This is a genomic window from Streptomyces sp. NPDC127117, from assembly GCF_042677325.1.
In the GTDB taxonomy this organism is placed as follows: Bacteria; Actinomycetota; Actinomycetes; order Streptomycetales; family Streptomycetaceae; genus Streptomyces.
Window position 1 is genome coordinate 1 of record NZ_JBHXTM010000015.1, and the last position, 13,150, is coordinate 13,150.

Sequence of the window (13,150 nt, forward strand, 5' to 3'; positions counted from 1 at the left end):
TGTCGTCAATGGTCCGGGCGAGGCCCGTGAGGCGGACCTGGGTGTCGCGTCCGGTAACGGCAAGGGGCAGATCTTCGTGAAGGGCGAGGTCATCAGGACGGTGCCCGAGTCGAAGATCGTCGAGACGCTGATCGAGGAAGCCCTGAAGATCGCCGAGGGCACGGACGCGCCGGGTACGCCGTCGGGGGCTCCCACCGTCACCGTGAGCTGAAACAGAACCAGAGAGGGGGCCCGAGCGTGACGATTCTGGAGAGCATCCGGGGGCCGCACGATCTCAAGGCGCTGAGCGAAGCACAACTCGACGAACTCGCCCGGGACATCAGGCAGTTCCTCATTCGGGCGGTGGCCAGGACCGGCGGTCATCTGGGGCCCAACCTCGGGGTGGTGGAGCTCTCCATCGCCCTGCACCGGGCCTTCGACTCGCCCGTGGACCGCATCCTCTGGGACACCGGCCACCAGAGCTATGTGCACAAACTGCTCACCGGACGGCAGGACTTCTCCAAGCTGCGCGGCAAGGGGGGCCTGTCCGGCTATCCGTCCCGCGAGGAGTCCGCGCACGACGTCATCGAGAACTCGCACGCCTCGACCGTGCTCGGCTGGGCCGACGGCCTCGCCAAGGCCCACCAGGTGCTGGAACGGAGCGACCACGTCGTGGCCGTCATCGGCGACGGGGCCCTCACCGGCGGGATGGCCTGGGAGGCGCTCAACAACATCGCCGCCGCGAAGGACCGCCCGCTGATCATCGTGGTGAACGACAACGAGCGCTCGTACGGCCCCACGATCGGCGGCCTCGCCGATCACCTCGCCACCCTCCGTACCACCGACGGCTACGAGCGCTTCCTCTCCTGGGGCAAGGACGTGCTCCGGCAGACACCCGTCATCGGACAGCCGCTGTACGAGTCGCTGCACGGCGCGAAGAAGGGGTTCAAGGACGCCTTCGCCCCGCAGGGCATGTTCGAGGACCTCGGGCTCAAGTACCTGGGGCCGATCGACGGTCATGACATCGCGGCCGTCGAATCCGCCCTGCACCGGGCGAAACGCTTCCACGGCCCGGTGCTGGTGCACTGCCTCACCGAGAAGGGCCGCGGCTACCCGCCCGCGCTCCGGGACGAGGCCGACCGCTTCCACACCGTCGGCGCGATGGACCCGTTGACCTGTGCACCGCTCTTCCCGGCCGGCGGGCCCTCGTGGACATCGGTGTTCGGCGACGAGATCGCCAGGATCGGCGCGGAGCGGCCGGACGTCGTGGCGATCACGGCGGCGATGCTGCACCCCGTCGGGCTGACGAAGTTCGCCGAGGCGTTCCCCGACCGGGTCTGGGACGTCGGCATCGCCGAGCAGCACGCCGCCGTGTCCGCGGCCGGACTGGCCACCGGCGGCCTGCACCCGGTCGTCGCCGTCTACGCCACCTTCCTCAACCGGGCCTTCGACCAGCTGCTGATGGATGTCGCGCTGCATCGGTGCGGGGTGACCTTCGTCCTCGACCGGGCCGGGGTCACCGGACCCGACGGGCCCTCGCACAACGGCATGTGGGACATGTCCGTGCTCCAGGTCGTCCCCGGGCTGCGGATCGCCGCCCCGCGCGACGCCGGCCAACTCCGGGCCCAGCTCCGCGAGGCCGTCGACGTCGACGACGCGCCCACCGTGATCCGCTTCCCCAAGGAGTCGGTGGGGGAGCCGGTCCCGGCGGTCGGCCGGATCGGCTCCATGGACGTGCTGCACCGCACGGAGGACCCCGATGTGCTGCTCGTGGCCGTCGGCGTACTCGCCCCGGTCTGTCTGAAGGCCGCCGATCTGCTGGCCGGGGCCGGCGTCCGCTGCACCGTCGTCGACCCCCGCTGGGTCAAGCCGGTCGACGAGGCACTGCCGCCGCTCGCCGGACGGCACCGGCTGGTCGCCGTCGTCGAGGACAACAGCCGGGCGGGTGGCGTCGGCTCGGCGGTGGGGCAGGCGCTGAGGGACGCCGGCGTCGACATACCGCTGCGCACCTTCGGCATCCCCGAGCAGTTCCTGGAGCACGGCAAGCGTGCCGAGGTGCTGGCGGACATCGGGCTCACCCCGGTCGAGATCGCCGGCCGGATCAGTGCCGCACTGGCCGCCAAGGAGGCGGCGACAAGGACCGAGGAGAGCGGGGCATGAAGGACAACGGGCCCAAGGGCTTCGACCTGGCGCGGCTCCTCGCGGAGCGCGGCGCCGAACGCTACGAGCTGCACGCCAGGCACCTCAATCACCAGCTCCCCCGGATGCTCCACACCATCGGCTTCGACAAGGTCTACGAACGGGCCGAGGGCGCACACTTCTGGGACGCGGACGGCAACGACTACCTCGACATGCTCGCCGGATTCGGGGTGATGGGCCTGGGCCGGCACCACCCCGTCGTACGCAAGGCGCTGCACGACGTACTGGACGCCTCGCTCGCCGACCTCACCCGCTTCGACTGCCAGCCGCTGCCGGGACTGCTGGCCGAGCGGCTGCTCGCGCAGAGCCCGCACCTGGACCGGGTCTTCTTCGGCAACAGCGGCACAGAAGCGGTCGAGACGGCCCTGAAGTTCGCCCGCTACGCCACCGGGCGGCCCAGGATCCTCTACTGCACCCACGCCTTCCACGGGCTGACCACCGGCTCCCTCTCGGTCAACGGCGAGGACGGCTTCCGGGACGGCTTCGCGCCCCTGCTGCCGGACACCGCCATCGCGCTCGGCGATCTCGACGCCCTGCGGCGCGAGCTGAAGCGCGGCGACGTGGCGGCGCTGGTCGTCGAGCCGATCCAGGGCAAGGGCGTGCACACCGCTCCGCCCGGCTTCCTGCGGGAGGCGCAGGAGCTGCTGCACAAGCACAAGGCCCTGCTCATCGCCGACGAGGTGCAGACCGGCCTGGGCCGCACCGGCGACTTCTACGCGTACCAGCACGAGGAGGGCGTCGAGCCCGATCTGGTCTGTGTCGCCAAGGCCCTCTCCGGCGGCTATGTGCCGGTCGGGGCGACCCTGGGCAAGGACTGGATCTTCCGCCGCGTCTACTCGTCGATGGACCGGGTCCTGGTGCACTCCGCGAGCTTCGGCTCCAACGCCCAGGCGATGGCGGCCGGGCTCGCGGTCCTCGCGGTGATGGAGGACGAGGAGACCGTCGCGCATGCGCGACGCACCGGTGATCTGCTGCGCGACCGGCTGACCGCGCTGGTCGACCGCTACGAGCTGCTGCACGAGGTGCGAGGGCGGGGGCTGATGATCGGCATCGAGTTCGGCCGGCCGTCGTCCCTCAAGCTGCGCAGCCGCTGGACCATGCTCCAGGCGGCCCGCAAGGGGCTCTTCGCGCAGATGGTGGTGGTGCCGCTGCTCCAGAAGCACCGCATCCTCACCCAGGTCTCGGGCGACCACCTGGAAGTGATCAAGCTGATTCCGCCGCTGGTGATCGACGAGGCGGACGTCGACCGGTTCGTCACGGCGTTCACCGCGGTGATGGACGACGCGCACAGCGGCGGCGGACTGATGTGGGACTTCGGCAGGACACTGGTGAAGCAGGCGGTCGCCAACCGCTGATCCCGGAGAGCCGTCGATCCTGAGGGTTTTGCCTGAGAGGCAAGAAATTTGCCTCTCAGGCAGGCTCCTGGCCCAATGGGTACATGAATCCTCCAGACGGAGGGGCGGCCGACGAGCTGCCCGGAATCGCGCCACGCCTGCGCGATCTGCGCCGGAGCCGTGGTCTCACCCTGGAGACCGCCGCTCAGCGGGCGGGGCTCTCGCCCGCCCATCTCTCCCGGCTCGAAACCGGCCGTCGCCAGCCCTCGCTGCCGATGCTCCTCGGTCTTGCCAGGATCTACGGTACGACGGTCTCCGAACTGCTCGGCGAGACACCCCCCGAACGTGACGCGATCATCCGCGGCGGGAAGTTCGAGGGAGCCGAGGCGGACGGCTGGATGTACCAGCAGGCCGGTGGCTCCGGCCGGGCCATGCAGGCGCTCCGCGTCCGCGTCCCGCACGGCGCCCAGGGCGACCTCGTGCGCGTCCATCCCGGAGAGGAATGGCTGTACGTGCTCGCCGGGCACCTCCGGGTCTGGCTCGGGGACACCGTGCACGACCTCGCGCCCGGCGACAGCGCACACTTCGACTCGCTCACCCCGCACCGGATCACGGCCGTCGACCGCGACGGTGCCGAGCTGCTCTTCGTCCACACCCTGATGCAGAGCCCCGCCGCCGAGCTGTGCCTCGGCAGCGGCATCCACCGTCGCTGAGACCGGTTCCTCCGGTCGCCAGAGAGGACCGTCATGTCCGATTCAGAGAACTTCGACCCGCTGGGGTCCAAGAAGAACTACGAGGCCCAGGAGCGGAAGTTTCCGCGCGGCGTGGTGATCAGGCTGTTCGCCTACCTCATTGCCGGACACATCTTCGCGGCCTTCCTCTACCTGCTCTTCGCGGTGGCCGGCAAGGGCTGACCTGGACCGTCCGCCCTAGTCCAGGAGCCGGGCGCGCAGCCGTTCCCGGGTCTCGGGGGCGAGCTTCAGGCCCTCGGAGAAGTAACGGTCCGTGTTGCCCCAGGTCTCCTCGATGGTGGCGAAGGCCGCGGCGAGGTATTCGGCGTGGGCGCCGAAGAGCGGGTTCAGCAGTTCCATCACCTCGGCGGACATGCCGTCCGCCGAGGTGTCGCTGCGCCGCACCTTGTAGCGGCGGTGGGCGTCGTTGGACTTCAGGTAGTCGGCCTCGATGGCCTCGCGCTCGACGCCGACGGCGAGCAGCGACACCGCGATCGACAGCCCGGCCCGGTCCTTGCCCGCCGCGCAGTGCATCAGGGCGGGAACGCTGTCCTCGGCCAGGGCGTGCAGTACCCGGCTGTGCTCGGCGGTGCGGTCCCGGATGATCGAGCGGTACGAGGCGACCATGCGGTTCGTGCCCTTGCCGTCGCCGAGGATCGAGCGCAGCTGCTCGACATCGCCGTTGCGGACCATGTGCCAGAACTCCGAGCCGTCCGCCGGGTCGGAGAGCGGGATGCTCACATTCCGTACGCCGGGCAGCTCCACGTCCAGCCCGTCGAGCTTGTGGTCGGCGGCATTGCGGAAGTCGAAGACCGTGTGCAGCCCGAGGCCGCCGAGGAACGAGGCGTCCTCGGCGGTGGCATGCGCGAGGTGACCGCTGCGGAAGAGCCGCCCGTACCGCACCTGTCGGCCGTCCGCAGTGGGCAGCCCGCCCACGTCGCGGAAGTTGCGGACACCCGCCAGCTCGGGCTCCGCCGACGGGATCTGCGGCAACTGCTGCGTCACGGTGACTCCTGGAGTGTCTGGTGCCGGCGCCAGTCGCAGGCAAGGCCACTCCTGCGACGATACGACATTGATTCCTCAGGCAATCATCTCGGCCTTTCCCTGTCGATACCCGGGCGAACTCCGGTTCTCCCGCGGCGAATCCGCCCGGCGAATTCCTCGCCGAGCCGTTGCCCACGCCCCGCCGATGGTCGATGATGTGCGGAACTGTTTGAATGTGGGGATGCGATGATCGAGACGGGCAACACCGGCCGGACCTGGCTGCTCACCGGGACGAGCAGCAGCTACGCACTGCGACTGACCGAGCAGGACGAGCTGGTCCATCTGCACTGGGGGCCGAGGATCGGCCTCGCCGCGGCCGAGGCGCTGGCCGCGGCCCCGGAACTGCCCTTCAGGGCCTTCGAGTCCCACCTCGACGGCCGGGAGGAGTATCCGGTCGAGGGCGGCCCCAGGTTCGTCCGCCCGGCACTCTCGGTACGGACCCAGCAGGTCCGGGGCACCGAGTGGGCCTTCGACGCCGCCGAGGCGGACGGGGACGAACTGCGGATCGGCTTCACCGACTCCGTGCACCGGCTCGCCCTGACCCTGCACTACCGGATGCGGGACGACTCCGATGTCCTGGAGCGCTGGGCCACCGTCGCCCACGCCGGACCGGACGGCCCGCCGCTGGAGCTGCTGCGCGCCGACGCGGCCGCCTGGTCGCTGCCGGCCCGCGACGGCTGGCGGCTGAGCAGGCTGCACGGGCGCTGGGCCGCGGAGTCGCGGCTCGCGCGGACCGAGCTCGCCCACGGCGAGAGCGTCATCTCCAGCAGGCGCGGCCACACCGGCCACCAGTTCCTGCCATGGGTCGCGCTGGACGCCGACGGCGCCGCGACCGAGGAGAGCGGCGAGGTGTACGGCTGCGCGCTCGGATGGTCCGGATCGTGGCGGATCTCCGTCCAGCGGCTGCCCGACGGGCTCGTACAGATCACCGGCGGCGCCGGCTACGACGACTCCGGACTGCTGCGGCTGGCGCCGGGGGAGTCGTACACCACGCCCGTCTTCGCCGGTCTGTGGAGCGGGCAGGGGTTCGGCGGGGCGAGCCGCGCCTGGCACGCCTGGCAGCTGGCCCATGTGATCCCGGACGCGCAGAACCTGCGGCCGGTGCTCTACAACTCCTGGGAGGCGACGGGCTTCGACATCGCGCTGGACCAGCAGCGCGTCCTGGCCGAGCGGGCCGCCGCGATGGGCGTCGAGCTGTTCGTCGTGGACGACGCGTGGTTCGGGCAGCGGACCAGCGACCGGGCCGGGCTCGGTGACTGGACGCCGAATCCGGACCGCTTCCCCGGTGGGCTGAAGCCGCTCGCCGACGAAGTGCACGGGCTCGGCATGCAGTTCGGCATCTGGGTCGAACCGGAAATGGTCAATGCCGACAGCGATCTCTACCGCGCCCATCCCGACTGGGTTCAGCACTTCCCCGGGCGGGCGCGGACGGAGTACCGCAACCAGCTGGTACTCAATCTGGCCCGCCCCGATGTGCGGGCATATCTCTGGGAGCAGCTGGACACGCTGCTCTCCGGCACCCCCATCGACTATGTGAAATGGGATTTCAACCGCTGCTTCACCGATGCGGGCTGGCCGGGCGAGGAGTACCCGCAGAAGCTCTGGGTCGAGCACGTGGACGGCCTGTACGCACTGATCGACCGGCTCAGGGCCGCGCATCCCACGGTCGCGTTCGAGTCATGCTCGGGCGGCGGCGGCCGGGTCGACCTGGGGATCATGTCCCGCACCGACCAGGTGTGGACCTCAGACAACACCGACCCGCTCGACCGGCTCGCCATCCAGGAGGGCTTCGGACACCTCCATCCGGCGCGGGTGATGGCCGCCTGGGTCACCGACAGCCCGAACGACCAGCTCAACGGCAGGGTCAGCTCACTGCGCTTCCGGTTCGTGAGCGCGATGGCGGGAGTGCTCGGGGTCGGCGGGGATCTCACCGAATGGAGCGAGGAGGAGCTGGCCGAGGCCCGGACCTGGGTGGAGCTCTACAAGGAGATCCGGCCCGTCGTGCAGCAGGGCGAGCTGTACCGGCTGCGGGAACCGCGCGGCGGACTCAGCGCGATCCAGTACGTCCACGGGGACGACGCCGTGGTCCTGATGTGGCTGGAGGCACAGCGGTACGGGGAGCGGCCCCCGGCCCTGCGGCTGCGCGGGCTCGACCCCGAGGCGACCTACACCTGCCTGGACACGGGGGCGGTGCACCACGGTTCGACGCTGCTGCACCAGGGGCTGCACACCGGACTTCGCGGTGATCTCGACGCACGGGTGCTGAGGCTCCGACGCGGGTGAAAGGTGTCTTATGTCCGTAATGCGGCTCTTGTGTGAACTTGGCCCGCTCATAAGGGACATGAGGGTCGCCTCGTGAGCGGGATCATATCCGTGACGGTGTGTGGTGACGGGGTGGTCGGGTAATCCGTGTGCGGCGCGGAATGCCAAGATCCTTAATCCACGGAGTGTTACCGGAATTCCGCGCCGATTTCCCGGCGCGGATTCCGGCGTGGAACCCATGGCTTGTTCTCGTCGTCCCGACTCGCTTACGGTCACCGCAATCCGGACGGACCGCCTAATCCTGCCGCCGCCCGGAATTCACATCCACTCATCGCGTGGCAGGAGCGGGGGAACCAGGTAAGCCGCCGGCCGGAGAAATCCGGCCGGCTCGGGGTGAAGTCGCACTCAGTGCGGCCGGGCATCTCCAGCCCGAACCCGACAGCTCACCTCGCAGGCGCCGGAGAGGAAATACGCCATGCCCATATCGGGTAAGCACCGTCGTCCGAAGCTCAGCACCATCGCCCGTGGCGTCGCCGCGGTCAGCGCCGGCGGCGCCGTCGTCGCACTGCCGCTGCTCGGCGCCACCGGTGCCCAGGCCGCGGAGCAGGCCGCCCCGGCCGCCGCGCCGCAGTCGGCCGCCGCCACGCACGCCGCCCCCGTCGCGCAGAAGCAGGCCGCCACCACGACGTACTCCGTCGTCTCCGGCGACTACCTGTCGAAGATCGCCGCCGAGCACCAGATCAAGGGCGGCTGGCAGCAGCTGTACCAGGACAACCGCAAGGTCGTCGGCGAGGACCCCAGCCTGATCTTCCCGGGCATGAAGCTGACCCTCGGTGGCAAGGCCTCCGGCAACGCCGCGCCCACCGGCGCCGGCACCGGCTCGTCCCTCCCGTCGAAGGCTCCCTCCGCCGCCGCCGAGAAGTCCGCCCCGGCCAAGACCTCGTCCGCCGCCCCGGAGTCCAAGGCGCTGGCCGCCGCCCCGGCAGCCACCCAGAGCAGCGCTTCCGGTTACGTCCACCCGGTCCCCGGCAACCACACCACCGGTTACCGCGCCTCCGGCTCCAACTGGTCCAGCGGCAGCCACACCGGCATCGACTTCCCCGTTGCCACCGGCACCAGCGTCAAGTCCATCACCTCCGGCACCGTCGTGGCCGCCGGCTGGGGCGGCGCGTACGGCAACCAGGTCGTCATCAAGCACGCCGACGGCCACTACTCGCAGTACGGCCACCTGTCCTCCATCTCCGTCTCGACCGGCCAGGCCGTGAGCGCCGGTCAGCAGCTCGGCCTCTCCGGCGCCACCGGCAACGCCACCGGCCCGCACCTGCACTTCGAGGTCCGCACGGGCCCGGCGTACGGCTCGGACATCGACCCGATCGCCTTCCTGGCCTCGCACGGCATCTCCGTCTGAGCCGAACGGCCGGGCGGCTGAGCCACAAAGCATGAACTGAGCAACACGGAAGGGGCGGTGCGCGGCGGCGCACCGCCCCTTCACTTATTCCCCCTTTACCAAAAACTGACCGGGTGGTCTATCTCACCACCCGTCAACCCCTTATTACGGTCGCGTAGGTCACATTCGGCGGTGCAGGATAAGCGTTTGTGGCAGACGATTCGAGAAAAAACCAACGTGGCGTCAACAACCGACAGGGCGTCATCGGGTCGTACGCGGCTATTGGCGACAGCTTCACCGAGGGAGTCGGCGACCCCGGCCCCGACGGGACCTTCGTCGGCTGGGCGGACCGTTTCGCGGTACTCCTCGCAGACCAGCTTCCGGACCCCGATGCGGCGACGGGCACGGAAGGTTCCGCGCACGGGAATTTCAGGTACGCCAATCTCGCCGTACGCGGACGCCTCCTCGACCAGATCGTCGAGGAGCAGGTGCCGCGCGCCAAGGAGCTCGCACCCGACCTGGTGAGCTTCTGCGCGGGCGGCAACGACATCATCCGGCCGGGCACCGACCCCGACGACGTGGCCGAGCGCTTCGAGCGCGCGGTCGCCGAGCTGACCGGGGCGGTCGGCACGGTCATGGTCACCACCGGCTTCGACACCCGTGGCGTTCCCGTGCTGCGCCATCTGCGCGGCAAGATCGCCACGTACACCGCCCACGTGCGGGCCATCGCCGACCGCTACGACTGCCCGGTCCTGGACCTGTGGTCGCTGCGGTCCGTCCAGGACCGGCGCGCCTGGGACGACGACCGGCTCCACCTGTCGCCCGAGGGGCACACCAGGGTCGCGCTGCGCGCCGCCCAGGTCCTCGGCATCGACGTGCCGGCCGACCCCGACCAGGAATGGCCCCCGCAGGCACAGCGCGGCACCCTCGAAGTGCGGCGCGACGACATCCACTGGGCGCGTGAGTACCTGGTCCCGTGGATCGGCCGGCGGCTGCGCGGCGAGTCCTCCGGCGACCACGTCGAAGCGAAGCGCCCCGACCTCCTGCCGCTCTAGGTGTACTGACCCGCAGCGCTCTCTGCCGCACCAGGACGGGCCCGATGCTCAGGCCCGTCCGGTGCGGGACGGCAGCGAGGACGCGGGGAACGGCAGCGGCGACGCCGGCAACGGCAGTGGTGACGCCGGTATCCGCTCCAGCACCCCGCCCGCGAAGACGTCGTACAGCGGCAGCGTCTCCAGGTGCACATAGCCGATGTGGCAGTCGCAGACCGCCAGCGGACAGGCGCGCGGACCGAGCGCCCGCCGGTAGCTCCCGTCGTAGAGACTGCCCAGCTCCGCCGGTACGAAATGACAGCGCCGCACGGTGCCCTCACCGTCCACCGAGATGACCGACTCACCGGTCCGGCAGGGCAGCCCGGCCGACCGGTGCGGATACCGGCTGTACGGGAAGAGCGGGTCGATGGCCGTCCAGCGGTCCGCCTCCTCGTCCGAATACGTGTGGCCCTCCGCCGCGTTCACCCAGAGGTAGACCTCGTCCGGCAGCGCGGCGCGCAGCCGTCGTGCCTCGTCGAGATGGCCGTCGAGCCCGACCACACCGACACTGTGCCGGATGCCGAGCGCGGCCAGCTCCTCGCACTTGGTGAGGAACCGCTCGAACGGCGTCTGCCCCGGGTGGTACGTGCACCACAGCGCGATCTTCTCGCGGCCCGCCTCACCGGCCTCGGCCAGCCACCCCGTACGGCTGCTGATGTTGGTCTGGATCGCGACCCGGTGGATGTGCGGCAACCGCGCGAGCTCGACCAGCGCACGGCGGTACCAGGAGCGGACCAGGCCCTCGCCCCACGGGGTGAACAGCACCGAGATCCGGTCACCGGTCTGCGCCGCGGCCCACGCCGTGAACCGCTCCAGCGCGGCCCGGTCGGCACGCAGCTGCTCCCGGCTGTCGCGCCGCTTGGCGAACGGGCAGTACGGACAGTCGTAGTCGCACGAGGACAGCGGCCCGCGGTAGAGGATCGTCAGGTCCATCGGCGTACTCACTTCAACTCGTACGCGGCCATCGCGGCACGTACGTCGGGGGAGAACAGCTCCGGGCCCAGCGCGTCGGAGTGGGCCAGGCCCTCGGGGGAGAGCCGCAGCAGTCCGGACGCCCCGGCCGATCCGTCGAGCCAGCCACGCGCCTCGAACCGGGCCAGCTCGTGGCGGAAGTCGTCGGCGGGCGAGGTGCCGAACCGCTCCCGGTAGTCGGCCAGTGGCAGCCCCTCTGCCTGGAGCAGCGACTGAAGGAGGTGACGCCGTCGCGCCTCGTCGTCGTCGACGTACCGCCCGACCTCCGCGTGCGAGAAGTCCTCGGTGGCGGCGTAGCCGTCGATGATCGCCCGCACCTCCCGCATCTCCACCGCGTAGTCGAAGGAGTAGTGCAGCTCGGTGGTGTACGAGCGGGCGCCGCAGCCCAGGCCGATCATGCCGTCGGTCTGGCAGGCGTAGTCGTCGGGGCCGTCCGTCCGCGGGGCGTCGGAGCGGCGGAACATCCGCATCGAGACCTGCTCGTAGCCGTGGGCCAGGAGGTGGTCGCGGTACAGCCGCAGCCGCTGTTCGTCCCAGGCCGCGTCCGCCGCCGTCTCGCCGTCGGCACCGAGCCGTCCCAGCCCGGTCAGCGGACGCACGTACAGCGGGTAGAGATACAGCTCCTCCGGCCGCCAGCCGAGCGCCGCGTCCAGCGAGGCGCGCCAGCTGTCCTCGGTCTGGCCGTCGATGCCGTAGATCAGGTCGATGTTGAGGACCGGGATACGGGCATCGCGTATCCGGTCCAGCGCCGCCTCCACGTCGGCGCGCCGCTGCGGGCGCACGGCGGCCCGCGCCTCGGCCTCGACGAAGCTCTGCACCCCGATGCTGATCCTGGTCGTACCGCGGTCGGCGAGAACGGCCAGCCGGTCGGCCGTCGCGGTCGACGGCGAGGTCTCGACCGAGAGCGGAACGGACCGCAGATCGGCGCCCATGCGCTTCTCCGCGATGTCGCAGAGCCGCTCCAGCTCCGCCGCGGTCAGGAACGTGGGCGTACCCCCGCCGAACGCCGCCGCGGCGAACCGCACCGGCCCGTCGTCACCCAGCGCGTCCCGGACCGCGGTGGCCTGCCGGTCCAGCGCGTCGAGGTACCGGGTCGTCAGCTCGTCGGGAGCACCGATCCGGGTGAAGAGATTGCAGAAGCCGCAGCGGACCTCGCAGAACGGTATGTGGAGGTAGAGCGAGAGCGCGTCCTTGCGCTCGTCCGCCCACAGCCCGCGCAGTTCCGGCCGGTCGGCGAGCGGCCGGTAGGCGGTCTTGTGCGGGTAGGCGTACACATAGCTCTGGTACGGCCGGACGGCCGGTGCGGCGGTCGTGGTACGGCTCATGGTGCGGTGGCCCCCGGGTCCAGGAAGAAGTGCGCGTACGGAACGGTCCAGACGGACTCGTGACCGAGCCGGTGCCCCGTGTAGCCGTCGTCCCCGTACGCCGTGCCATGGTCCGAGCAGACGATGGCGAAACACCGGCGGCGGCTGCTCGCGGCGGCGAAGAGCCTGCCGATGTGGGCGTCGACGTACTCCAGGGCCGCGGCATGGGTGGCGCGGGAGTCGCCCGCCTCACGGGTGGCGCCCGGCCGGTGGAACCAGTTGGGCTGGTGCAGGGCGGACACATTGACGAAGAGGAACAGCCGTTGCTCCTCCGGGAGTTCGGCGACGACCTGCTCGGCACGGGCCACCTGCGCCTCGAAGGAGGTGGGCGACGCCACACCGAACTCCGGCTCCCAGTGGCTCTCCTGGAACATGTCCGGCAGCACGGAGCCGAGCGGCGGCTGCCGGTTGAAGAAGCCGACGCCGCCGATGCACACCGTGCGGTAGCCCACGCCGGCGAGGCCGGAGAGCAGGTCCGGCGTATCGAAGACGAAGGTGCCCGGGGCGGTGGACTCACTGCCCGCGAAGCGTGCCGCGAACAGCCTGGGGTGCGGTCCAGGTCCAGCCGGTGTCGGCAGGAATCCCGCGAAGATCGCCTGGTGGGAGGCGTAGGTGAAGCTTCCCGGCGCATGCCGCTGCTCCCAGCCACCGCCCGGCAGATGACGCGCCAGATTCGGAATGCGCCCTTCGGCGGCGAGCTCCACCGCCACGTCGTAGCGCAGTGTGTCGAGGGTGACGAGCAGCAGATCGTGGCTGCCCACGATCTGGGTCATGTCCGGCTCGCCCA

At 70.6% G+C, this 13,150-nt stretch carries 12 protein-coding genes and 1 riboswitch; of the genes, 8 read left to right on the plus strand and 4 right to left on the minus strand.

Going from position 1 to position 13,150, the window contains the following annotated elements; all coding sequences use genetic code 11:
• The 5 genes from ACFVH0_RS15420 to ACFVH0_RS15440 form a co-directional block, all read left to right on the plus strand.
• Nucleotides 1-211, plus strand: a 211-nt coding sequence (locus ACFVH0_RS15420) for a flavodoxin-dependent (E)-4-hydroxy-3-methylbut-2-enyl-diphosphate synthase (protein ID WP_385820304.1), incomplete at its 5' end; no start/stop codon positions are given.
• Between the two features lie 26 nt (nucleotides 212-237).
• On the plus strand, nucleotides 238-2,139 hold the full coding sequence (gene dxs / locus ACFVH0_RS15425; RefSeq protein WP_385820307.1) for a 1-deoxy-D-xylulose-5-phosphate synthase: 1,902 nt from the start codon (nucleotides 238-240) through the stop codon (nucleotides 2,137-2,139).
• Nucleotides 2,136-3,533: an aspartate aminotransferase family protein gene (locus tag ACFVH0_RS15430; RefSeq protein ID WP_385820309.1), complete on the plus strand. Its 1,398-nt coding sequence runs from the start codon at nucleotides 2,136-2,138 to the stop codon at nucleotides 3,531-3,533. Before dxs ends, ACFVH0_RS15430 begins: the two co-directional genes overlap by 4 nt.
• A gap of 83 nt (nucleotides 3,534-3,616) precedes the next feature.
• A complete protein-coding gene (locus ACFVH0_RS15435; RefSeq protein ID WP_385820311.1) occupies nucleotides 3,617-4,225 on the plus strand; it encodes a helix-turn-helix domain-containing protein in 609 nt (202 codons plus the stop codon).
• 33 nt (nucleotides 4,226-4,258) lie between these two features.
• The gene (locus tag ACFVH0_RS15440; RefSeq protein ID WP_164495316.1) at nucleotides 4,259-4,426 is read left to right on the plus strand and encodes a DUF6126 family protein; all 168 of its coding nucleotides are present in this window, start codon (nucleotides 4,259-4,261) and stop codon (nucleotides 4,424-4,426) included.
• Between the two features lie 15 nt (nucleotides 4,427-4,441).
• Here the strand turns inward: ACFVH0_RS15440 and ACFVH0_RS15445 are convergent, their stop codons facing one another.
• Nucleotides 4,442-5,248, minus strand: coding sequence for a tyrosine-protein phosphatase (locus ACFVH0_RS15445; protein ID WP_385820313.1), 807 nt, complete (start codon nucleotides 5,246-5,248; stop codon nucleotides 4,442-4,444).
• 225 nt (nucleotides 5,249-5,473) lie between these two features.
• Here ACFVH0_RS15445 and ACFVH0_RS15450 point away from each other — a divergent pair, with 225 nt between their 5' ends.
• From ACFVH0_RS15450 to ACFVH0_RS15460, 3 genes are all read left to right on the plus strand, one after another.
• Complete coding sequence (locus tag ACFVH0_RS15450; protein WP_385820315.1) at nucleotides 5,474-7,570, plus strand: alpha-galactosidase; 2,097 nt, start codon at nucleotides 5,474-5,476, stop codon at nucleotides 7,568-7,570.
• Nucleotides 7,571-7,864: 294 nt separating this feature from the next.
• Nucleotides 7,865-8,021, plus strand: a riboswitch (cyclic di-AMP (ydaO/yuaA leader).
• A gap of 3 nt (nucleotides 8,022-8,024) precedes the next feature.
• Complete coding sequence (locus ACFVH0_RS15455; RefSeq protein WP_385820317.1) at nucleotides 8,025-8,957, plus strand: peptidoglycan DD-metalloendopeptidase family protein; 933 nt, start codon at nucleotides 8,025-8,027, stop codon at nucleotides 8,955-8,957.
• A gap of 188 nt (nucleotides 8,958-9,145) precedes the next feature.
• A complete protein-coding gene (locus tag ACFVH0_RS15460; RefSeq protein WP_385820319.1) occupies nucleotides 9,146-9,991 on the plus strand; it encodes an SGNH/GDSL hydrolase family protein in 846 nt (281 codons plus the stop codon).
• A 48-nt stretch (nucleotides 9,992-10,039) separates the two neighbouring features.
• On the opposite strand, the gene ACFVH0_RS15465 is transcribed toward ACFVH0_RS15460, so the two are convergent.
• Genes ACFVH0_RS15465 through ACFVH0_RS15475 form a run of 3 tightly spaced genes read right to left on the minus strand, consistent with a single transcriptional unit; the run spans nucleotide 10,040 to nucleotide 13,136 of the window.
• Nucleotides 10,040-10,960, minus strand: a complete 921-nt coding sequence (locus tag ACFVH0_RS15465; RefSeq protein ID WP_385820321.1) for an STM4011 family radical SAM protein — start codon at nucleotides 10,958-10,960, stop codon at nucleotides 10,040-10,042.
• 8 nt (nucleotides 10,961-10,968) lie between these two features.
• Nucleotides 10,969-12,324 (minus strand): STM4012 family radical SAM protein, encoded by a 1,356-nt coding sequence (locus tag ACFVH0_RS15470; protein WP_385820323.1) that lies wholly within the window; start codon nucleotides 12,322-12,324, stop codon nucleotides 10,969-10,971.
• On the minus strand, nucleotides 12,321-13,136 hold the full coding sequence (locus ACFVH0_RS15475; protein WP_385820572.1) for an STM4013/SEN3800 family hydrolase: 816 nt from the start codon (nucleotides 13,134-13,136) through the stop codon (nucleotides 12,321-12,323). Before ACFVH0_RS15475 ends, ACFVH0_RS15470 begins: the two co-directional genes overlap by 4 nt.
• Nucleotides 13,137-13,150 lie beyond the last annotated feature (14 nt).

Excerpts from the sequence above, each read along its gene's own strand:
- ACFVH0_RS15430 (WP_385820309.1), top strand. The coding sequence starts at position 2,136 with ATGAAGGACAACGGGCCCAAGGGCTTCGACCTGGCGCGGCTCCTCGCG.
- ACFVH0_RS15435 (WP_385820311.1), top strand. The coding sequence starts at position 3,617 with ATGAATCCTCCAGACGGAGGGGCGGCCGACGAGCTGCCCGGAATCGCG.
- ACFVH0_RS15440 (WP_164495316.1), top strand. The coding sequence starts at position 4,259 with ATGTCCGATTCAGAGAACTTCGACCCGCTGGGGTCCAAGAAGAACTAC.
- ACFVH0_RS15450 (WP_385820315.1), top strand. The coding sequence starts at position 5,474 with ATGATCGAGACGGGCAACACCGGCCGGACCTGGCTGCTCACCGGGACG.
- ACFVH0_RS15455 (WP_385820317.1), top strand. The coding sequence starts at position 8,025 with ATGCCCATATCGGGTAAGCACCGTCGTCCGAAGCTCAGCACCATCGCC.
- ACFVH0_RS15465 (WP_385820321.1), bottom strand. The coding sequence starts at position 10,960 with ATGGACCTGACGATCCTCTACCGCGGGCCGCTGTCCTCGTGCGACTAC.
- ACFVH0_RS15470 (WP_385820323.1), bottom strand. The coding sequence starts at position 12,324 with ATGAGCCGTACCACGACCGCCGCACCGGCCGTCCGGCCGTACCAGAGC.
- ACFVH0_RS15475 (WP_385820572.1), bottom strand. The coding sequence starts at position 13,136 with ATGACCCAGATCGTGGGCAGCCACGATCTGCTGCTCGTCACCCTCGAC.